Consider the following 17,617-nt stretch of genomic DNA (forward strand, 5'->3'; position numbering starts at 1 on the left):
GTTTTGCGCAGCATGTCGCGCCGTCGTCCGGCGTTTCACCACACAGCCGTCCCCTGGGGACCGTTTCTGCCGACCGCCAAGGAGGTCTGCTTCATGGCCTTGCCAGGCCCTGCGCTCAGGATTTGCGCAGCAGATCGCGCAGGCGCTCGATGTGCTGCCGGGCCACCGCGGGCGGCACGACGTTGCGCGGCGGCTCGGGCGGTGGCGCTCGCGCCGCCGATGGTGTTGGCGCTGCCGGGCTGGTCTGCTTGGCCCACGCATTGAACTCGCCGCGCATGGCGCGCTGGATGATGCCGAACAGGTACCCGGCGGGGTTGCGGATGCCATGCTTGCCGCACCGTGCGGCCCACTCGTCCAGCACAGCCTGCCGCAGGGCAGCGTCCACTTGCTGCAACGCCATCCTGGCGCCGGCTTGCTGTTCCGCCTTCAGTTCCGCGAAACGCTTGGGCCATTGCAGGTCGCCCAGCGCGCGCGCCTGCGCGGTAGTACGTACTTCATCAATACGACTACTACGTACTGTACGGTCCTGCTTCGGATTCCGAAGAGCGCCGTCTGGCGCGGGTTTCGGCCCTGCTTCGGATTCCGAAGAAGGGCGTTCGCCATTCCGAAGAAGGCTGGCGGGCCCTTCTTCGGAATCGTGGATCGCATCCTCCTGTGGATAACTTGCGGTGGCGGTGATGCCCTGGTCGGCCAGGCGCTCGGCGAGCACTTGCAGCCGCGACGGCAAGGTGCGTCCGGACAACATCGGGTCGTCCGCGATCTCCTGGAGGGTGTTGAGTCCCACCACCTGGACGGCCTTGGCGGAATGCCCCAGCGACTGGCTGACCAGGGCCAGGTAGTCGGCGTCGAGCTGCATGGCCTCGAACAGTGTCAGGGGTTCGTCGTGCAGGACGTAGAGGTTTCCGAGGATGCGGCCGGTCTTGGGGTCGCGCCGTCGTCGCACGAGGCTCAGCCAGCGCGTCAGGCGCAGCAGCGTCAGCGCCCGCGCGACGGTCTCGTGGGAGGCTTGTCCCGCGCAGGGCATGGACGCCAGCCATGGGCGCAACTGCTCATAGGTCGGGAACGTCGTGACGCCGTCGTCGTTGAGCATCAGCCGGAACACCTGCCAGGCGTTGCGCTCCAGCGGTGTCAGGCGGCGGTCGACGAACAGCCGCCGCGGCACGCTCTCGTGCCGATTGCCACTGAATAGGAAGGCGTCGCCGGACGCCGCAGGCGTGGGCACTGCCATGGGCGCTGGCGCGCGGGGATTTGGATTGGGCGTGAGGTCCTTCAGCGCAGCGTCGAACAGGTCGGCGAGTGCGATGGGGCCAGGGCGCTGGGCTCGTGGGGCGGTGTCGTCCACGGCCATGGCCTAGTCCAATCCCTGATCGACCCAGTTCCTGATCGCGGCCCAGACCACCGAGAGCGGCAGTGACATGCCCTCGGCCAGGTCCATGGCCGCATCGAGAATCGAGGTCTCATCCTCCAGATCGACGTTCCTGCTGCTGGTCACGGCTTTCCATTGCCGCCAAAGTTCGGTGTCCTGGGTCTCGTCCAGGACGGGGTGGCGCCCCTTGCGCTTGGGCAGGCCGAGGATCTCCCGCCGCAGGGCGACTTCCTGATGGGTCAGGCCATAGAAGCGGCTGACCATCTCCGTGCTGGCCCCCAGCCGCAGCATGCGATCGACCGTGGCGATTTCCTTCTCCACGTCCTGTGCCTGGTTGAGCAGGCGCTGCAGCACTTCGCGGTTGACCGTGACCGAGCACCACGAGACGCTGGCGTTGGCCAGCACGCTGATCAGCGCGGGGTGCTTGAGCGCATCCAGCTCGGCCTCGCCGAAGCCCATGGCCTTGCAGCGGCGCAGTTGGCCGTTGCGAAGGTCATACAGCGCCTGGGCAATCACGGCCTGGTTGAGCGGATGCGATGTGGACATGCGGCCTCCCTCGCTCACGTCCCGGGCGCCGTGGTGCCGGCTTCCAGGTCCAGCAGACGCCGGGCCAGGCGGAGCAGCCGAAATAGCTTGACCAACGCCGTGTCGCTCAAGCGCCTTGTGCAGTCGCCGTGGTGTTGACCCTGGCCGTGCAGCAGTGCTGGCAAGTCGGCGGCGAGCTGCGCGCCATCCACGCCCGCTTCAGCAGTGGGCTGACCCGTCAGAGTGATGAGCAGCGCCAGCACCGCCCGGCCGAGCGGCGATGGTGCATGGGCGGGCGCGCAGCAAACGAAGCCGATGCCATCGGAGCGATCCTCGATGCACTCGTCCAGGGCTGCCTCCCCGGCGATCTCGCGCGCGAACTGCGCGATGTGGATGCGCAGCCGATCGGGCGTGTCCAGGCCGGCGTCGATGTACCAGACGTCGGAGATCGGATAGAGCCCGCCGGCTTGCACCGGGATGGACTGCAGCACGCTCGCCGAGAAGTCGGGCGGCAGCGCATCGCCCAACTGGTCGGCAACCATGCGCTGGATCGACTGCAGCCGTTCGGTCGTCGGTGCCGGCGAGACGATGTGCTCGAGAAGCAGATCGCCTGGTGCGGCCGCGGGGCTTTCCGTTGTCGTCTCTCGGGCCGTATCCTCGCGCAAGGTGGGCTCGGACGCCGGAGGGCTGGCGGGTGGAGGACTGGCCGCCGCTGCAGGCTTGGCGATGGACGATGCTACGCCCGGGGGAGGCGGCGTGCCGGCGGTGGGCGAAGGCAACGCCGGCGGCGCCGCAGGTGGCGTCGGGTCACTGACCAGCGCCCGGTGGCGGCTTTCCGATTCGGTCAGGTCCAGCGCCAACACGTCGTAGCCGATGCCCAGCAGCTCGGACATCTGGCCGATCAGCTCGTCCTGCACGCGCTGCGTCGCGAACTCGTCGCCCTGCGTGTCGAACTGCGCCAGCACCTCCTGAAAGAAGCTGTCGAAGTCCAGCGGCAGCGTGCGGTCCTTGGCATAGTGCTCCCAGGTGCGCTTGCAGGCCGTCCGCATGACCGACAGCCGCTCGACCTGGTGGCGCCCCAGGCCGCCATAGAGCACAGTGGGAATGGCGGGCAGCAGGTAGCGCACCGCGTCGGCCATGCGGGTGATGTGCGACCGCTGGACGGGGAACCCATCGGCCGCCAGGCGGCGGGCCAGTTCCGACTGGCTCAGGGCGGCGCTACTCTCCTGCTCGTAGAACTCGCGTGCTTTCTCGACGCCGAGCGCGCGCTCGATGAACGTGAGGCCACCGCGCAGTTCGTTCTCGGCAAGATGCCCGGTCAGCGCGACGATTTCACCGCGCTCCGGCCATGGCCGAAACAGGCACGATATGCGGAAGAAGCGTTCGTCCTTGGTCTCCGACCAGAGTTCGCGCAGGATCGCCAGCCGCGTGTTGCCGCCGTTGCGGATGATGTAGTGGTCCTCGCCGGGCCGGCGGGTGATGGCTGGCGCCGCGTCCAGGCCGCGCTCGCGGATGGACGCCTTGATTTCCTCGTAGGCGGGGTTGCGCTTCATGCGCGGGTCATGGTCGTAGGGCCGCAGCTGGTCCAGCGTCACGACCATGGGCGTGTCCGCGATCGGGTCGCTCAAGGCCGTAGCCGCTGGGCCGCTGCGCTCGAAGCCGGCCGCGAGCAGCTTGCCGGCCATGTCCTGCGAGGTCATGTCAGCCATGGCCGCACCCCTCGCAGTCCCCACGACCGCCGGCCGGCGCCATGCGGGCCTCTCGCTCGGCGCGGCGGATCTGCGCACGGGCGTTCAATTCGGCCCGGTGGTCGCTCGCGGTCGAACTGGTGTAGATCGCCGCGCAGCCGGCCTTGGTGAACTTGAGGTGCCCGCCCGGCGTGCGCTTGACGTGCCAGCCTTCACCGACCGCGAACTCGATCAGCGCGCGCAGCCGCTTGTGGCCGCGGGCCAGTTCATGTGCGTTCGCCATGGGACCTCCCGGCATCAAGAGGACGTGGCGGGCGACCGGACATTGCGGCAAATCTGTCCTGCCATTGCGGGAACAGCTCGCTCGCGAGCGCGCGCATCGTGTCGAGCGAGGCCGGCGCGACCCTGCCGGGCGGCTGGCGGTGCTCGACCCGATGCACCGGCAGGCCGCGCGTCGCGGCGCGCGGATAGGCTTCGATGGCTGGCACGTCGGTGGCGAGCACGCGGATGCCGGCATGGTCTTGGAACAGGTCGCGCAGGGCCTGCTGGATCAGTCGGGCGTTCGCCGACACCGGGTGGACGCGGTTGATGAGCAGGTGCAGCGGCGGCGGTTCGATGCCCAGGTGCCGGTACGGCGCGATGTCTTCGAGCAACTGCATGGTGCCGCGTCGAAGCTCCCGGGCCGCGAGGATTTCCGGCGTGACGGGCGACAGCGCAAGGTCGGAGGCGAGCACCGCCATCTCCAGCAGCACGGAACGCGCGCCCTGGGTGTCGATCAGCACCAGGTCGTAGAGGGGAGCAAGTGCTGGCAGCAGATGCCGCAGCCGCAGGCGGCCATCCGGCGCATGCAGCAATAAGGTGTTCAGCTCGCCCCGGTGGTCGTTGGACAGCACCAGGTCCAGGCCCGCGATGATCGTGCGGGACACGAGCTGGCCAAGGTCGCGCTCGTTGAAGGCCAACAGCTCATAGATGCCGCCCGGCGCGCGCTGGGTCAGTTCGTAGTAGGAGGACAAGGTGGGCTGCACGTCGAGATCGAGCAGCAGCACGCGCAGGCCCGCGTCCGCGGCGAGCCCGCCCAGGTTGGCGGCCGTCGTGGTCTTGCCGACGCCGCCCTTCGTTGAAATGATGGATACGACCTGCATGGCGCTCTCCGGCTGGGAATGGGAAGTCCGCGGGAGAACGGGTCAGGTCCGGTGGTTGAGGCGCTCGGCGATCCACTGGTCGATTTCGATCGAATCCCAGCCGACGGCGCGCACGCCCAGGCGCAGCGCCTGGGGAAACTGGCGCTTCTTCATCAGGTTGTAAATGTGGGCGCGTTTGAAGCCGGACTTGGCTTCGACTTCATCGAGCCGCAGGATGCGGCGCTCGTTCGGCGGGAGTACAGGGGGCTGCGACATGGCGGTCACTCCTGAACGCTCGGTGGCGTTTGTTGGCGTGACCTCTATTCAATAGACCTGGCTGCGGAAAGACATTGCAAATGCAATCTCCGCGGTTGCACATACAAGCTGGAAAAACCTCATGCGCTTGCGCTACGGACGTACTTCCTGGCGTTGGCGAACTTGCCGTTCAAGGTTCGCTCCGTGATGCCCATGGTGCCGCCGAAGTGGGCGACCAATGCCGAGACGAGTGCCTCCTGTGTTTTGAAGCTGGAATAGGGCACACCCGAAGGGGACTGGCCCAGCATCAGCGTCAGCATCCCGCCGATGATGTTGAGATACGTCGTCTCCGCTCGCTCGCTGATCTCGCATTGCTTGGAAGCCAGCAGCGCGGTGGACTGCTTGAGCAAGGTGTCGCGCTGCTCCTGCAATTCCTGCATCTGGCGACGCGCATGCTCCAGGGCCGCCTGAAGGGCCAGTCGCTCGATCAGGATCGCCTGTCCTGTTTCCAAGGTGATAAAAGGATGCGCCATGCGTTCGCCACGGCTGAACAGGAATCCTGGCCGGTGCTCGGGATAGTGGTTGCGCATCCAGCGCTTCAGATCGACATGGCGAACGGTCAGATCCGGCGACTGCAGCAGCTTCGGATCATTGAGCGTGATGCCGTTCTGGCCGTAGGGCAGCTCCCCGTTGAGGATGCCGTCATAGATACGCTCCGAGTACAGCCGGCACTCATTCCATCGCGGGCAATTCAACGATGGAGGCAGGAAGCGCGGTGACGCGATCGCAGCCAGGATTATCGGCAGGTACCGCAGCAACCCGGCCCACCGTATGGCAGCCTCGATGGGACGATAGAACACCTTCGATGTTGGAATGTCCTTGTGCATGTCTTCGTCTCCTTTCGGAAGCGCTACATCACCGGCTCCTTTCTTGCCCTGCCAAGGGCTGCTGTGTCGTTATGACCTTCCGCGGGTGCCTGGGAAGATGCCCTGAACGTAGACGGGCGAGGTGATTGGTTTGGCGTCCGCTGTAGGTGGCCTCGTCTTGCTCGTTGTGCAAGAATCGATCGGTTGCCGGCCCATCGAGCGATGAGGACGAAAGCTCGATATTGGCGCTCACGGTACCAGCGTCATGCGCTGCGCTGTTCCCCGCAAAACCGATTTGGTATGGTCTGATACGGCGATGGTTTCAGAAGCTGCGATCAACGGCTTCTGTTCTCCGGGACCTAGGGTCGGCAGAGAAAATCCGGCGGTGTCATATCTGCCCCGGATGCTGATATAGCGATATAGCATCACCCGCGCAGGTCCAGATGACTGCCAACCTGAGATTCGATGCTCACAAGTCCGTAGCAGTTGGTCTACTTGCTCTCTGGTTTCGAGACTGGAAGTGTTGTCGTCCGGTCCGAGGTAGATGGGCGGGGTGATGAATGCCCTGGCATTCCAGGAAGTGGCTTTGCCTAACATGCTCATGGTAAAATTCCCCAGGCTTACTTTGGAATTCCGTTCGGGTGTACTCGGGCCGAGTTCTGGCTTTTAAATTCAACACTTTGGTCTGTCCATGACCCGTACCGCTTCGACCAACATCGCTCTGTGGTGGCGCTTCCAATAGGAAGCGGCATGTCGTTGCGGTCTTGACCGCACCTTGCCGCCGTACCGGCAGGCAAGGTTTCAAGAAGGCTCCCCGGCACGGCGGCTCCAAGATTTGAGGAGATTGCCCGATGCCCTTGGCACCCCAGCCCCGTCGTAGAACTGATGCCCCGCGCGCTGTGTCGCCGCGAGGGGTAGGTCTGTCCGCCCAGTCTCAGCACTTGGCCCTGGCATGCGGGCGCCGTCGCTGCGTCAGTACACCGCACTGGCGCACGCCAAGACATCTCTCAGGAGCCCTTGCTACCTTGAGCCAGCACATGCTCGCGCTTCGTCCATCGCAATCAACTGTCGATGTGTGTAATAAAGTGGGTAATGGAGGTTGTGTGTAATGAAAAACATTAATGAAATCAAGGACTTAGAATCATGAGACTCCTGATGATCGACAACTACGACAGCTTCACCTACAACATCGTCCAGTATTTCGGTGAACTGGGCGCCGAGGTGGAGGTGTTCCGCAACGACGAGATCACGCTGGAGGGCATCGCCGCGCGCGCGCCCGACCGCCTGGTGATCTCTCCCGGGCCGTGCTCGCCGGCGGAGGCGGGCGTGTCCGTCGCCGCCATCCAGCACTTCGCGGGCAGGCTGCCGATCCTGGGCGTGTGCCTGGGGCACCAGAGCATCGGCGCGGCGTTCGGCGGCACCATCGTGCGGGCGCAGGAGCTCATGCACGGCAAGACCAGCGTCATCACCACCACGCAGAAGGGTGTGTTCGCGGGGCTGCCCCGGCAGTTCACCGTGAACCGCTACCACTCGCTTTCCATCGAGCGCGCGAGCTGTCCCGAGGTGCTGGAGATCACGGCCTGGACGGACGACGGCGAGATCATGGGCGTGCGCCACAAGACGCTGCCCATCGAGGGCGTGCAGTTCCACCCCGAGAGCATCCTGACCGAGCACGGCCACGCCATGCTGAAGAACTTCCTGGAGCAAGCCTGATGATCACCCCGCAAGAAGCGCTGCAGCGCACCATCGAGCACCGCGAGATATTCCATGACGAGATGCTGCACCTGATGCGCCTCATCATGAGCGGCGAGCTCTCGCCCGTGATGACGGCGGCCATCGTCACCGGCCTGCGCGTGAAGAAGGAGACCATCGGCGAGATCACCGCCGCCGCGCAGGTGATGCGCGAGTTCTCGCGCAAGGTGCACGTGGCGGACACGCGGCAGCTCGTGGACATCGTGGGCACGGGCGGCGACGGGGCGAACACCTTCAACATCTCCACCTGCGCCACCTTCGTGATCGCCGCAGCGGGCGGCAAGGTGAGCAAGCACGGCGGGCGCGGCGTGTCCAGCAAGTCGGGCAGCGCGGACGCGATGGAGGCGCTGGGCGTGCACATCAACCTGGCGCCCGAGCAGATCGCCGAGTGCATCGCCGAGGTCGGCATCGGCTTCATGTTCGCGCCCAACCACCACCCGGCCATGAAGAACGTGGCGCCCGTGCGCAAGGAGCTGGGCGTGCGCACCATCTTCAACATCCTGGGGCCGCTGACCAACCCCGCGGGCGCGCCCAACATCCTCATGGGCGTGTTCCACGAGGACCTCGTGGGCATCCAGGTGCGCGCGCTGCAGCGCCTGGGCGCGGAGCATGCCGTGGTGGTCTACGGCCGCGACGGGCTCGACGAGATCAGCCTGGGCGCGGGCACGCTGGTGGGCGAGCTCAAGGACGGCGTGGTGCGCGAGTACGAGATCCACCCCGAGGACTTCGGCCTGCGCATGGCTGGCACGCGCGCGCTGCGCGTGGAAAGCCCCGAGGAGTCGAAGGCCCTGCTGCTCGAAGTGCTCAAGGGCGCCGAGGGCCCGGCGCGCGACATCGTCTGCCTGAACGCGGGCGCGGCGCTCTACGCGGCGGGCGTGGCGCCCTCGATCGCCGAGGGCCTGGCGCGCGCGCAGGCCGCCATCGACAGCGGCGCGGCGCTCGCCAAGCTCGACGCGCTGGCCGCGTTCACGCGCAGGCTGGCCGCGGCATGAGCCTGCTCGATGCGCCCATCTGGCGCGACGCGGGCACGTGGATCGTGCTCGGCGTATCGTTGCTGTTCGTCGTCGTGGGCATCGCGATGCACTGCGCCGTCCGCAAGGTGCTGCGCGCGCCGCAGCCCGACCCATCTTCCAGGGACTGAGAAGCCATGTCCGACATCCTGAGCAAAATCTGCGGCGTGAAGGCCGAGGAAGTGGCCGCCGCCAAGAAGCGCATGCCGCTGGCCGACATGCGCCGCGACGCCGAGAGCCGCGTGCTCACGCGCGACTTCGTGGGCGCGCTGCGCGCCAAGATCGGCGCGGGCCAGGCCGGCGTGATCGCCGAGATCAAGAAGGCCAGCCCGAGCAAGGGCGTGATCCGCGCCGACTTCATCCCCGCCGACATCGCGCAGAGCTATGCCGAGGGCGACGGCAAGGTGAGCGCCGCGTGCCTCTCGGTGCTCACCGACCGCCAGTTCTTCCAGGGCCAGCCCGACTACCTCAAGCAGGCGCGCGCGAGCTGCCCTTTGCCCGTGCTGCGCAAGGACTTCATGGTCGATCCGTACCAGATCTACGAGTCGCGCGCGATGGGCGCGGACTGCGTGCTGCTGATCGCCGCGTGCCTGGACGACGCGCAGATGGCCGACATGGAGGCCATCGCCCATGGCCTGGACATGGCCGTGCTCGTGGAGGTGCACGACGGCGCGGAGCTGGAGCGCGCCTTGAGGCTCAAGACCCCGCTGGTCGGCATCAACAACCGCAACCTGCGCACCTTCGAGGTCAGCTTGCAGACCACGCTGGATCTGAAGAAGCACGTGCCGGCCGACCGCCTGCTGGTGGCCGAGTCGGGCATCCTCGCGCCCGGCGACGTCAGGACGCTGCGCGATGCGGGCGTGAACGCCTTCCTCGTCGGCGAGGCCTTCATGCGCGCGCCCGAGCCCGGGCTGGCGCTGGCCCGCCTGTTTGCATGAATGCTCCTTGTTTCATAGCTGATTGCGCTTGATGGACAAGCGCTGGAGGCCATTTCGACCATGAACGACGCGCAGCGCCCTCCCACGCAACTCATGAGCGCCGACCCGGCCGACTGGCCCGTGGCGCCCGGCTGGCAGCCGCTGGTCGACGGCTTCTTCGCGGGCGAGCGCGGCCAGGCGCTGCTGGCCTTCCTGCGCGAGCGGCTGGAGGCGGGCGCCGCCATCTTTCCCCCGAAGCCCCTGCGCGCGCTGGAGCTCACGCCGCCCGAGCAGGTGCGCGTGGTCATCCTGGGGCAGGACCCGTACCACGGCCGCGGGCAGGCCGAGGGGCTGGCCTTCTCCGTCGCGCCCGGCGTGCGCCTGCCGCCCTCGCTGCAGAACATCTTCAAGGAAATGCAGCGCGACCTGGGCGTGCCCTTCCCGCCGTTCCCCGAGCCCGGCGGCAGCCTCGCCAAGTGGGCGAGGAACGGCGTGCTGCTGCTCAACACCTGCCTCACCGTGGAGGAGGGCCAGGCCGCGAGCCATTCCGGCCGGGGCTGGGAGCAGCTGACCGACGCGGTGATCCACCACGTGGCCGACGGCGACCGGCCCGTGGTCTTCATGCTCTGGGGCAGCCACGCGCAGTCCAAGCGCGCCTTCATCCCGCGTGATCGCGGGCACCTCGTGCTCACGGCCAACCACCCCTCGCCGCTGTCGGCGCTGCGCCCGCCCGTGCCCTTCATCGGCTGCGGGCATTTCGGCAAGGCGCGCGCCTTCCGCGAGCAGCACGGCTACTGATAAGGGCCTGTCCCCCATCAAATCCCCCGCGCGCTGGCCCCGCAATGCGGATGGATGCGCGAAGCGCGGCGCAGCCAATAGCCGTAGCTATTGGCAAGCCGTGCGACAAAGCAGACGCCGCATTGCGGGACCAGCCCGCAGGGAGGGGCAGCCGGGCGGCGCATTGCGTCGTTGCGGCTCGCTTGTGTAGCCAAACTACACGGTACTCGCCGCGCCTAGCACTGCACCGCCCGGCTACCCCTCGCGCGGGGGATTTGATGGGGGACAGGCCCTACCCCGCCAGGCTCTCGCACAGCAATGCAAGGAATGCCTGCGCCGCCACGGGCAGGCTGCGGCCCGCGAGGGTCTGCACCTGCAGGTCGCGCAGGTCCATGCCCTGGTCGCCGATGGGCAGTGCCACGAGGGCGCCGGCCGCGACCATGTGGCGCGCGGCGACCTCGCTGCCCACCGACAGCCCGCCGCCGCTCGCCACGAAGTGCAGCATGGTCTTGGCATGGTTGCTCACCAGCACGGGCTCCAGGCGCAGGCCCTGGCGGCTGCAGACGATGTCGATCATCTGGCGCACCGTGGTCTCGGGCGGGGGCAGGGCCAGCGGGTAGCGCGCCATGCGCGCGAGCGTGAGGCTGCGCGCGCGGGCCAGCGCGTGGCCCGGCGGCAGCAGGGCCAGCACGGGCGCGCTCTGGCGGTAGGCCACGGCGATGTCCTTCTCGGGCGCGCGGCTGAAGCACAGGCCGATGTCGGCCGCACCGCCGCGCACCGCGCCGGGCACCTGGGCCGTGGGCAGCACCTGCACGCTGAACTGGATGCCCTGGTGCGTGCGCTGGAAATCCGCGCACAGGCGCGGCACGAGCTCGTTGGCGAAGGCGTCGGACGTGGCCAGCCGCACCTGCCCCGCGCGCAGGCCGCGCAGCGCGCCGATCTCGCCCAGCGCGTGCTCGGCGTCCAGCTGCGCGCGCCGCGCGTGGCGCGCGAGGATCTCGCCCGCCTCGGTGAGCACCATGCCGCGCGGGTGCCGCTCGAACAGCGGCGCGCCGAGCTGCGCCTCCAGCCCCGCGATCTGCCGGCTCAGCGCCGACGCGGCCACGTGCAGGTGTGCCGAGGCCTCGGTGATCGAGCCGCTCTGCGCCACGGCGAGGAAGTAGCGCAGCGCGGTGTCTTGCAACTGGTGGGCGCGCATGGGCCGCAAGTATGCAGCGCTTTGCCGCTTCGGCAACGCAGGCTTCCAGAATCGGTGTTGGTCAGAACGCGGGCGCTTTTCTAAGATGCCCGGTCTCGAAGCATTCAATCACTGAGGAGCACTGCGATGCGTATCTGGGCCCTGGGCGTGGCGTTGTGGATGGCATGGGCGGGGGCGCAGGCGCAGGCCTGGCCCGACAAGCCCGTGCGCGTGGTAGTTCCGTTCCCGGCCAGCGGGGCGACCGACCTCGTGGCCCGCGTGGTCACGCAGCGCGTGGCGCAGGACCTGGGCCAGCAGTTCGTGGTGGACAACAAGCCCGGCGCGGGCGGCACCATCGGCTCGGCCGAGGCCGCCAAGGCCGCGCCCGACGGCTACACGCTGCTGCTTACCACGAGCAGCACGCATGCCATCTCGCCGCACCTCATGCCGCGCCTGGCCTACGACGCGCGCCGTGACTTCACGCCCGTGGCGCATCTGGCCGACGCGCCCAGCGTGCTGCTGGTCACGCCCTCGCTGCCCGTGAAGTCGGTGACCGAACTGGTGGCCTACGCCAAGGCGCACCCGGGCCAGCTCAACTACGCCACCAGCGGCAACGGCACCATCGTGCACCTGAACACGGCGGCCTTCGCCGCGCAAGCCGGCATCGAGCTCACGCATGTGCCGTACAAGGGCACGGCGCTCGCCATTCCCGACCTGGCCGCGGGCCAGGTGCAGCTGCTGTTCGACTCGCTGCCCACGGGCATGCCGCACGTCAAGAGCGGCCGCCTGCGCGCGCTGGCCGTCACCAGCGAGAAGCGCAGCGCGCTCGCGCCCGAGCTGCCCACGCTGGCCGAATCGGGCCTGCCCGGCTACGCGTCGGTCACCTGGTTCGGCGTGTACCTGCCGGCCGGCGCCCCGCCCGCGCTGGTCGATCGCGTCAACAAGGCCTTCACCAAGGCCATGCAGGCGCCCGAGGTGGCGGCCAGCCTCGCCAAGCTGGGCGTGGAGCCCGCCGCGCCCGGCACGCCCGCGCAGTTCGCCGCCATGGTGCAGGCCGACAGCGCGCGCTGGGCGAGCGTGATCCGCCAGCACAAGATCTCCCTGGAATGACCGCCATGCACCACGACGCAAAGACCCTCGACTGGAGCCTGCCCTACGCCTCGCACCGCAGCGCGGTGATGGGGCGCAACATCGTCTCCACCTCGCAGCCGCTGGCCGCCCAGGCGGGCCTGTCCATGCTGCAGGCCGGCGGCAACGCCGTGGACGCGGCGCTGGCCGCCGCCATGGCGCTCACCGTGGTCGAGCCCACGGGCTGCGGCATCGGCAGCGACGGCTTCGCCATCGTCTGGGACGGCAAGGAACTGCACGGCCTGAACGCCTCGGGCCGCTCGCCCGCGGCGTGGACGCCCGACTACTTCACCCGGCTCGGCGGCATTCCCGAAAAGGGCTGGAACGCCGTCACCGTGCCGGGCGCCGTCTCGGCCTGGGTGGCGCTGTCGCAGCGCTTCGGCAGGCTGCCGTTCGCCCAGCTGGCCCAGCCCGCCATCGGCTACGCGCGCAGCGGCTTTCCCGTGTCGCCCACCATCGCGCGGCTGTGGGAGCTGGGCGGCGCCAGGCTGGGCGAGCAGCCGGGCTTCGCCGAATGCTTCCTGCCCGGCGGCCGCGCGCCGCGCGCGGGCGAGGTCTTTCGCAGCGAGGCGCACGCGCGCACGCTGGAGCTGATCGCCGCCACCCATGGCGAGGCCTTCTACCGCGGCGAGCTGGCCGGGAAGATGGCCGCGCACGCCCAGGCCAACGGCGGCGCGATGACCGTCGAAGACCTCGCGGCCCACCGCGCCGACTGGGTGGGCACGGTGAGCCAGCGCTTCGGCGACTCGGTGGTCCACGAGATCCCGCCCAACGGCCAGGGCATCGCGGCGCTGATGGCGCTGGGCATGCTGGACGCGCTGGGCGTGGGCGGGCAGCCGCTGGACGGCGTGGACAGCGTGCACCTGCAGGTCGAGGCCATGAAGCTCGCCTTCGCCGATCTGCACCAGTACAACGCCGATAGTGACCACATGCGCGTCGCGCCCGCCGACCTGCTGCGCCCCGAGTACCTGCGCGAGCGCGCCGCGCTGATCGACCCCGCGCGCGCGGGCGCGCCCACCTATGGCGCGCCGCGCCCGGGCGGCACGGTGTACCTGGCGGCGGCGGACGCGCAGGGCATGATGGTCTCGTTCATCCAGTCCAACTACATGGGCTTCGGCTCGGGCGTGGTCGTGCCGGGCACGGGCATCAGCCTGCAGAACCGGGGCCACGGCTTCAGCCTGACGCCCGGCCATGCCAACGAGGTGGGGCCGCGCAAGCGCCCCTCGCACACCATCATCCCGGCCTTCGCGATGAACGCCGACGGCACGCCGCAGATGGCCTTCGGCGTCATGGGCGGCCCCATGCAGAGCCAGGGCCACACGCAGATGGCGCTGCGCGTGCTGCGCTACGGCCAGAACCCGCAGGCGGCGGCCGACGCGCCGCGCTGGCGCGTGACGGGCGGCAAGGGCGTGGCCGTGGAGCCGCACTTCGACGCGGCGGTGGTCGAGCAGCTGCGCGCGCGCGGCCACGAGGTCACGGTGGAGGCGGGCAACGGCGTGTTCGCCTTCGGCGGCGCGCAGCTCGTGCTGCGGCAGGGCGACGTGTACGTCGCGGGCTCCGACCCGCGCAAGGATGGGTGCGCGGTGGCGTTCTAAGCCAAATCGGCCTCCGGCGCTTGCCAGGCAAGCGCAAGAAGCTCTCTTTTCGAGAGCGTCAGCGCGTCTCGCGCACCGTGAGCCACGCGCTCGCCGCGCCGCTGGCCGCGATCAGCCCCATGCCCACGAGCGACCAGCCGTCGGGCATGTGGCCGTACACGGCCCAGCCCGCGAGCATGGCGAAGCCGATCTGCGTGTAGAGGAAGGGCGCGATGGTGGCGGGCGTGGTGTGCGCGTAGGCGCGCAGCAGCATCAGGTGCCCCAGCGCGCTCGACAGGCCCATGGCGAAGGTGCCCAGCCACACCCAGGGGCTGCCGATGTGCGTCCATGCGAACGGCGCGCCCAGCGACATCAGCGCTGTGGCGATCCAGCCCGTGTAGAACTGCGTGGTGGCCGGGTCTTCCTGGCCCGCCATCAGGCTGCTGAGGATCTGGTAGCCCGTGGCCAGGGCGAGCATGGCCAGCGGCAGCAGCATGGCCCAGGTGAAGGCGCCGCCGCCGGGGCGCAGGATGAGCATCACGCTGGCCAGGCCCGCGACCACCAGCACCCAGCGCAGCGGGCTCACGGGCTGGCGCAGCCACAGCGCCGCCACCAGCGTCACGCACAGCGGCGTGGCCGCGACGATGGCGGTGAACTCGGGCAGCGGCATCACGCGGATGCTGAGGAACCCGAACAGGCTGGTGCCCGCGAACAGCACCGCGCGCAGCATCTGGAAGCGCGGGTGCTGCGTGCGCGGCCAGCGCCAGCCCGTGCGCGGCAGCACCCAGGCCGAGGTGAGCAGCGACTGGAACAGGTAGCGCAGCCACAGCGCCATGAACAGCGGCACCGTGGCGCCCACGAGCTTGGTGGACGTGTCCAGCAGCGCGAAGCAGGCGCACGCGCCCACGGTGAGCGCGATGCCGGACAGGGCCGAGCGGCGCGCGCCGGCTGCCGGGCCGGAGGGCATCAGCGCGCGCGCTCCAGCAGCATCGAATCGCCGTAGCTGAAGAAGCGGTAGCGCTCCTCGATGGCGTGGCGGTACAGCTGCATGACGTGCTCGTAGCCCGCGAAGGCGCTCACCAGCATCATCAGCGTGCTCTTGGGCAGGTGGAAGTTGGTGACGAGGAGTTGGACCACCTGGAACTGGAAGCCCGGCGTGATGAAGATGTCCGTCTCGCCCGTGGTCCGGCCGCTTCGGGCCCACGATTCGAGCGTGCGCACCGTGGTCGTGCCCACGGCGACCACGCGCCCCGCCCGCATGCGGCAGCGCTCCAGCGCGGCGAGCGTGGCCAGCGGCACCTCGTACCACTCGCTGTGCATGCGGTGCTCGGCCAGGCTCTCGGTCTTCACGGGCTGGAAGGTGCCCGCGCCCACGTGCAGGGTGACGCTGGCCTGCTGCACGCCGCGCTCGGCCAGCGCGGCCAGCACCGCGTCGTCGAAGTGCAGCGCCGCCGTGGGCGCGGCCACGGCGCCGGGGGTGCGCGCGAAGACGGTCTGGTAGCGCTCGGCGTCCTCGGCCTCGTCAGGGTCGTGGCCACCCTGCTGCTGGCGTTCGATGTAGGGCGGCAGCGGCAGGTGGCCGTGGCGCTCCATGAGCTCCCACGGCGTCTCGCCCGCCGGGCCGTGCAGCGCGAAGCGGAACAGCGGGCCGTCGGCGTCGGGCCAGCGCGCGAGCAGCGTGGCGTCGAAGCCGCCCGCCGCCTTGCCGCCGGCCATGTGCACGGTGGCGCCGGGCAGGGGCTTCTTGCTGACCTTCATGTGGGCCACGACCTCGTTGCCGGCGAGCACGCGCTCGATGAGCAGCTCCAGCCGGCCGCCGCTCGCCTTCTCGCCGAACATGCGCGCCTTGACCACGCGCGTGTCGTTGAACACGAGCAGGTCGCCGTCCCGCAGCAGCGCGGGCAGTTCGTGGAAGATGCGGTCGGCGGGCGGGGCAGAGCGCCCGTCGAGCAGGCGCGAGCTGCTGCGCACGGGCGCGGGATGCTGGGCGACCAGCGCCTCGGGCAGGGCGAAGTCGAAGTCGGAGAGCGTGAAGGCGCGGGGGCTGGTGGACATGGGGCTTGAGGGCCGGACGGGCCCGTGCCAAGAGGATGCGGAGGGGACGAAAAAGGCCGCGATTGTCCCACGGAGCGCGTCTTTGGGCAGGCGCTTACCAGGGCCGCCCGGGGAGTCCCGACCAGATTTCGCTCAGGTCGGGGAAATTCCACTGCTCGGGGTTTTCGCGCCCCACGATCTTCTCCGAGCAGCCCGGCGCCGCCAGATCGATGATTTCGGGCGGGATGCGCAGGTCGGACTTGGTCGAGAAGAAGACCTTCACGCGCGGCGCGAGGAGCGATCCGCCGCTTTGCTCCGTCACCACGCCCAGGCGCCCCGATGTCAGCCGCACCAGCGAGCCCACGGGGTAGATGCCGATGGTCTTCACGAAGGCCTGCAGCAACCGGCCGTCGAAGTGGTCGTGCGTCCACTCGGCCATGCGGCGCAGCGACTCGGACGGATCCCAGCCGTTCTTGTAGGGCCGGTCGGAGGTGATGGCGTCGTACACGTCGCAGATGGCCGTCATGCGCGCGAGCACGCTGATATCGTTGCCCTTGAGCCGGTGGGGGTAGCCCGTGCCGTCGATCTTCTCGTGGTGGTGCAGGCAGGCGTCGAGCACGGCCGGGTGCACGCTGCTGGGCTGCAGCATGGCGTGTCCCGCCTCGGGGTGGCCGCGGATGATGGCGAACTCGTCGTCGGTCAGCTTGCCGGGCTTGTTGAGGATGGTCAGGGGGATGGCCGCCTTGCCCAGGTCGTGCAGCAGGCCGGCCAGGCCCGCCAGGCGCGTGGCCTGCTCGTCCATGCCGATCTGCCGCGCCAGCGCCACCATGAGCGCGCACACGGCCACCGAGTGCATGTAGGTGTAGTCGTCGGCCGTCTTCAGCCGCGCCAGGCTGATGAGCGCGCCGGGGTTGCGCATGACCGAGCTGGAGATTTCGCCGACCATGTCCTGGGCGGTCTGAGCGTCCACGGCGCGGCCCATGCGCGCCTCGGCGAACATGGAGACCATGGCCTTCTTGGCGCTGGCGCAGATCGATGCGGCGCGGCGCAGCTCGTCGGACATCGTGCTGGGCCTGAGCGCGTCGTCCCTGCCCAGGTCGATCGGCGGCGCGGCCTGGCTGCTCGCGTGCTGCAGGTCGGATTCGACCTGCGCGTCGACTTCCTCGCGGGACACGGCGGCGGTGCCGGGCGCCACGTCCAGGCCCTTGGAGACGTCGATCCAGACCTCGCGGATGTTGGTCTTGCGGATCAGCGCGAGGTCTTTCGGATCGGTGAGCAGAAAGCGCGAGCGCCAGAAAGGGTGCTCCATCCAGGAACCGCAGAATTCGTGCAGGTACATGCCCAGGACGAGGTGCCGGACATCGATGCGCTTGAGCATGGGAGCAGTGGAAAAAGCGGAAACGGAAGCGCCGGGGCCGGGGCGGCTC

The 17,617-nt window shown here is 69.0% G+C and carries 19 protein-coding genes; 7 read left to right on the top strand and 12 right to left on the bottom strand.

Annotation, left to right across the window (positions count from 1 at the left end; genetic code table 11):
• Positions 1-115 precede the first annotated feature (115 nt).
• From ACX12L_RS03700 to ACX12L_RS03735, 8 genes are all read right to left on the bottom strand, one after another.
• On the bottom strand, positions 116-1,348 hold the full coding sequence (locus ACX12L_RS03700) for an STY4528 family pathogenicity island replication protein (protein ID WP_271256967.1): 1,233 nt from the start codon (positions 1,346-1,348) through the stop codon (positions 116-118).
• Between the two features lie 3 nt (positions 1,349-1,351).
• Positions 1,352-1,912, bottom strand: a complete 561-nt coding sequence (locus ACX12L_RS03705) for a DUF2857 domain-containing protein (protein ID WP_003050401.1) — start codon at positions 1,910-1,912, stop codon at positions 1,352-1,354.
• Between the two features lie 14 nt (positions 1,913-1,926).
• Entirely contained in the window at positions 1,927-3,600 is a 1,674-nt protein-coding gene (locus tag ACX12L_RS03710; protein ID WP_013520767.1) for a ParB family protein, read from the bottom strand.
• Positions 3,593-3,862, bottom strand: a complete 270-nt coding sequence (locus ACX12L_RS03715) for a hypothetical protein (protein ID WP_003050422.1) — start codon at positions 3,860-3,862, stop codon at positions 3,593-3,595. The genes ACX12L_RS03710 and ACX12L_RS03715 overlap by 8 nt, the downstream gene beginning before the upstream one ends.
• Complete coding sequence (locus ACX12L_RS03720) at positions 3,846-4,721, bottom strand: ParA family protein (RefSeq protein ID WP_003050424.1); 876 nt, start codon at positions 4,719-4,721, stop codon at positions 3,846-3,848. Before ACX12L_RS03720 ends, ACX12L_RS03715 begins: the two co-directional genes overlap by 17 nt.
• Positions 4,722-4,763: 42 nt before the next feature.
• Positions 4,764-4,976 carry an AlpA family transcriptional regulator gene (locus ACX12L_RS03725; RefSeq protein WP_003050427.1) on the bottom strand — a complete coding sequence of 71 codons (213 nt, stop codon included), beginning with the start codon at positions 4,974-4,976 and terminating at the stop codon, positions 4,764-4,766.
• Positions 4,977-5,095: 119 nt separating this feature from the next.
• Positions 5,096-5,842 (bottom strand): hypothetical protein, encoded by a 747-nt coding sequence (locus tag ACX12L_RS03730; RefSeq protein WP_103738516.1) that lies wholly within the window; start codon positions 5,840-5,842, stop codon positions 5,096-5,098.
• Positions 5,843-6,070: 228 nt separating this feature from the next.
• The gene (locus ACX12L_RS03735; protein ID WP_128457255.1) at positions 6,071-6,424 is read right to left on the bottom strand and encodes a hypothetical protein; all 354 of its coding nucleotides are present in this window, start codon (positions 6,422-6,424) and stop codon (positions 6,071-6,073) included.
• A gap of 540 nt (positions 6,425-6,964) precedes the next feature.
• Here ACX12L_RS03735 and ACX12L_RS03740 point away from each other — a divergent pair.
• Genes ACX12L_RS03740 through ACX12L_RS03760 form a run of 5 tightly spaced genes read left to right on the top strand, consistent with a single transcriptional unit; the run spans position 6,965 to position 10,298 of the window.
• Positions 6,965-7,534, top strand: coding sequence for an aminodeoxychorismate/anthranilate synthase component II (locus ACX12L_RS03740; RefSeq protein WP_459261337.1), 570 nt, complete (start codon positions 6,965-6,967; stop codon positions 7,532-7,534).
• Positions 7,534-8,565 (top strand): anthranilate phosphoribosyltransferase, encoded by a 1,032-nt coding sequence (gene trpD / locus ACX12L_RS03745; RefSeq protein WP_094438751.1) that lies wholly within the window; start codon positions 7,534-7,536, stop codon positions 8,563-8,565. Before ACX12L_RS03740 ends, trpD begins: the two co-directional genes overlap by 1 nt.
• Positions 8,562-8,714, top strand: coding sequence for a hypothetical protein (locus ACX12L_RS03750; protein WP_183043468.1), 153 nt, complete (start codon positions 8,562-8,564; stop codon positions 8,712-8,714). Before trpD ends, ACX12L_RS03750 begins: the two co-directional genes overlap by 4 nt.
• 6 nt (positions 8,715-8,720) lie before the next feature.
• Positions 8,721-9,521: an indole-3-glycerol phosphate synthase TrpC gene (gene trpC / locus ACX12L_RS03755; protein ID WP_459261338.1), complete on the top strand. Its 801-nt coding sequence runs from the start codon at positions 8,721-8,723 to the stop codon at positions 9,519-9,521.
• A gap of 60 nt (positions 9,522-9,581) precedes the next feature.
• The gene (locus ACX12L_RS03760) at positions 9,582-10,298 is read left to right on the top strand and encodes a uracil-DNA glycosylase (protein WP_459261339.1); all 717 of its coding nucleotides are present in this window, start codon (positions 9,582-9,584) and stop codon (positions 10,296-10,298) included.
• A gap of 271 nt (positions 10,299-10,569) precedes the next feature.
• On the opposite strand, the gene ACX12L_RS03765 is transcribed toward ACX12L_RS03760, so the two are convergent.
• Positions 10,570-11,475 carry a LysR family transcriptional regulator gene (locus tag ACX12L_RS03765; RefSeq protein WP_459261340.1) on the bottom strand — a complete coding sequence of 302 codons (906 nt, stop codon included), beginning with the start codon at positions 11,473-11,475 and terminating at the stop codon, positions 10,570-10,572.
• A gap of 126 nt (positions 11,476-11,601) precedes the next feature.
• Between ACX12L_RS03765 and ACX12L_RS03770 the strand changes: the two genes are divergently transcribed.
• Positions 11,602-12,564, top strand: coding sequence for a tripartite tricarboxylate transporter substrate binding protein (locus ACX12L_RS03770; protein ID WP_459261341.1), 963 nt, complete (start codon positions 11,602-11,604; stop codon positions 12,562-12,564).
• 5 nt (positions 12,565-12,569) lie between these two features.
• Positions 12,570-14,177 (top strand): gamma-glutamyltransferase family protein, encoded by a 1,608-nt coding sequence (locus ACX12L_RS03775; protein ID WP_459261342.1) that lies wholly within the window; start codon positions 12,570-12,572, stop codon positions 14,175-14,177.
• A 58-nt stretch (positions 14,178-14,235) separates the two neighbouring features.
• On the opposite strand, the gene ACX12L_RS03780 is transcribed toward ACX12L_RS03775, so the two are convergent.
• The 3 genes from ACX12L_RS03780 to ACX12L_RS03790 form a co-directional block, all read right to left on the bottom strand.
• Entirely contained in the window at positions 14,236-15,123 is an 888-nt protein-coding gene (locus tag ACX12L_RS03780; protein WP_459261343.1) for a DMT family transporter, read from the bottom strand.
• Positions 15,123-16,211, bottom strand: a complete 1,089-nt coding sequence (gene queA, locus ACX12L_RS03785) for a tRNA preQ1(34) S-adenosylmethionine ribosyltransferase-isomerase QueA (RefSeq protein WP_459261344.1) — start codon at positions 16,209-16,211, stop codon at positions 15,123-15,125. Before queA ends, ACX12L_RS03780 begins: the two co-directional genes overlap by 1 nt.
• Positions 16,212-16,305: 94 nt before the next feature.
• Positions 16,306-17,568 (bottom strand): HD-GYP domain-containing protein, encoded by a 1,263-nt coding sequence (locus ACX12L_RS03790; protein ID WP_459261345.1) that lies wholly within the window; start codon positions 17,566-17,568, stop codon positions 16,306-16,308.
• Between the last annotated feature and the right edge of the window lie 49 nt (positions 17,569-17,617).

It is taken from the genome of Alicycliphilus sp. T452 (genome assembly GCF_054512775.1).

What these genes read in the sequence shown, in the direction of transcription:
- ACX12L_RS03700 (WP_271256967.1), bottom strand. Translation starts at nt 1,348, where the DNA reads ATGGCCGTGGACGACACCGCCCCACGAGCCCAGCGCCCTGGCCCCATC.
- ACX12L_RS03705 (WP_003050401.1), bottom strand. Translation starts at nt 1,912, where the DNA reads ATGTCCACATCGCATCCGCTCAACCAGGCCGTGATTGCCCAGGCGCTG.
- ACX12L_RS03710 (WP_013520767.1), bottom strand. Translation starts at nt 3,600, where the DNA reads ATGGCTGACATGACCTCGCAGGACATGGCCGGCAAGCTGCTCGCGGCC.
- ACX12L_RS03715 (WP_003050422.1), bottom strand. Translation starts at nt 3,862, where the DNA reads ATGGCGAACGCACATGAACTGGCCCGCGGCCACAAGCGGCTGCGCGCG.
- ACX12L_RS03720 (WP_003050424.1), bottom strand. Translation starts at nt 4,721, where the DNA reads ATGCAGGTCGTATCCATCATTTCAACGAAGGGCGGCGTCGGCAAGACC.
- ACX12L_RS03725 (WP_003050427.1), bottom strand. Translation starts at nt 4,976, where the DNA reads ATGTCGCAGCCCCCTGTACTCCCGCCGAACGAGCGCCGCATCCTGCGG.
- ACX12L_RS03730 (WP_103738516.1), bottom strand. Translation starts at nt 5,842, where the DNA reads ATGCACAAGGACATTCCAACATCGAAGGTGTTCTATCGTCCCATCGAG.
- ACX12L_RS03735 (WP_128457255.1), bottom strand. Translation starts at nt 6,424, where the DNA reads ATGAGCATGTTAGGCAAAGCCACTTCCTGGAATGCCAGGGCATTCATC.
- ACX12L_RS03740 (WP_459261337.1), top strand. Translation starts at nt 6,965, where the DNA reads ATGAGACTCCTGATGATCGACAACTACGACAGCTTCACCTACAACATC.
- trpD (WP_094438751.1), top strand. Translation starts at nt 7,534, where the DNA reads ATGATCACCCCGCAAGAAGCGCTGCAGCGCACCATCGAGCACCGCGAG.
- ACX12L_RS03750 (WP_183043468.1), top strand. Translation starts at nt 8,562, where the DNA reads ATGAGCCTGCTCGATGCGCCCATCTGGCGCGACGCGGGCACGTGGATC.
- trpC (WP_459261338.1), top strand. Translation starts at nt 8,721, where the DNA reads ATGTCCGACATCCTGAGCAAAATCTGCGGCGTGAAGGCCGAGGAAGTG.
- ACX12L_RS03760 (WP_459261339.1), top strand. Translation starts at nt 9,582, where the DNA reads ATGAACGACGCGCAGCGCCCTCCCACGCAACTCATGAGCGCCGACCCG.
- ACX12L_RS03765 (WP_459261340.1), bottom strand. Translation starts at nt 11,475, where the DNA reads ATGCGCGCCCACCAGTTGCAAGACACCGCGCTGCGCTACTTCCTCGCC.
- ACX12L_RS03770 (WP_459261341.1), top strand. Translation starts at nt 11,602, where the DNA reads ATGCGTATCTGGGCCCTGGGCGTGGCGTTGTGGATGGCATGGGCGGGG.
- ACX12L_RS03775 (WP_459261342.1), top strand. Translation starts at nt 12,570, where the DNA reads ATGCACCACGACGCAAAGACCCTCGACTGGAGCCTGCCCTACGCCTCG.
- ACX12L_RS03780 (WP_459261343.1), bottom strand. Translation starts at nt 15,123, where the DNA reads ATGCCCTCCGGCCCGGCAGCCGGCGCGCGCCGCTCGGCCCTGTCCGGC.
- queA (WP_459261344.1), bottom strand. Translation starts at nt 16,211, where the DNA reads ATGTCCACCAGCCCCCGCGCCTTCACGCTCTCCGACTTCGACTTCGCC.
- ACX12L_RS03790 (WP_459261345.1), bottom strand. Translation starts at nt 17,568, where the DNA reads ATGCTCAAGCGCATCGATGTCCGGCACCTCGTCCTGGGCATGTACCTG.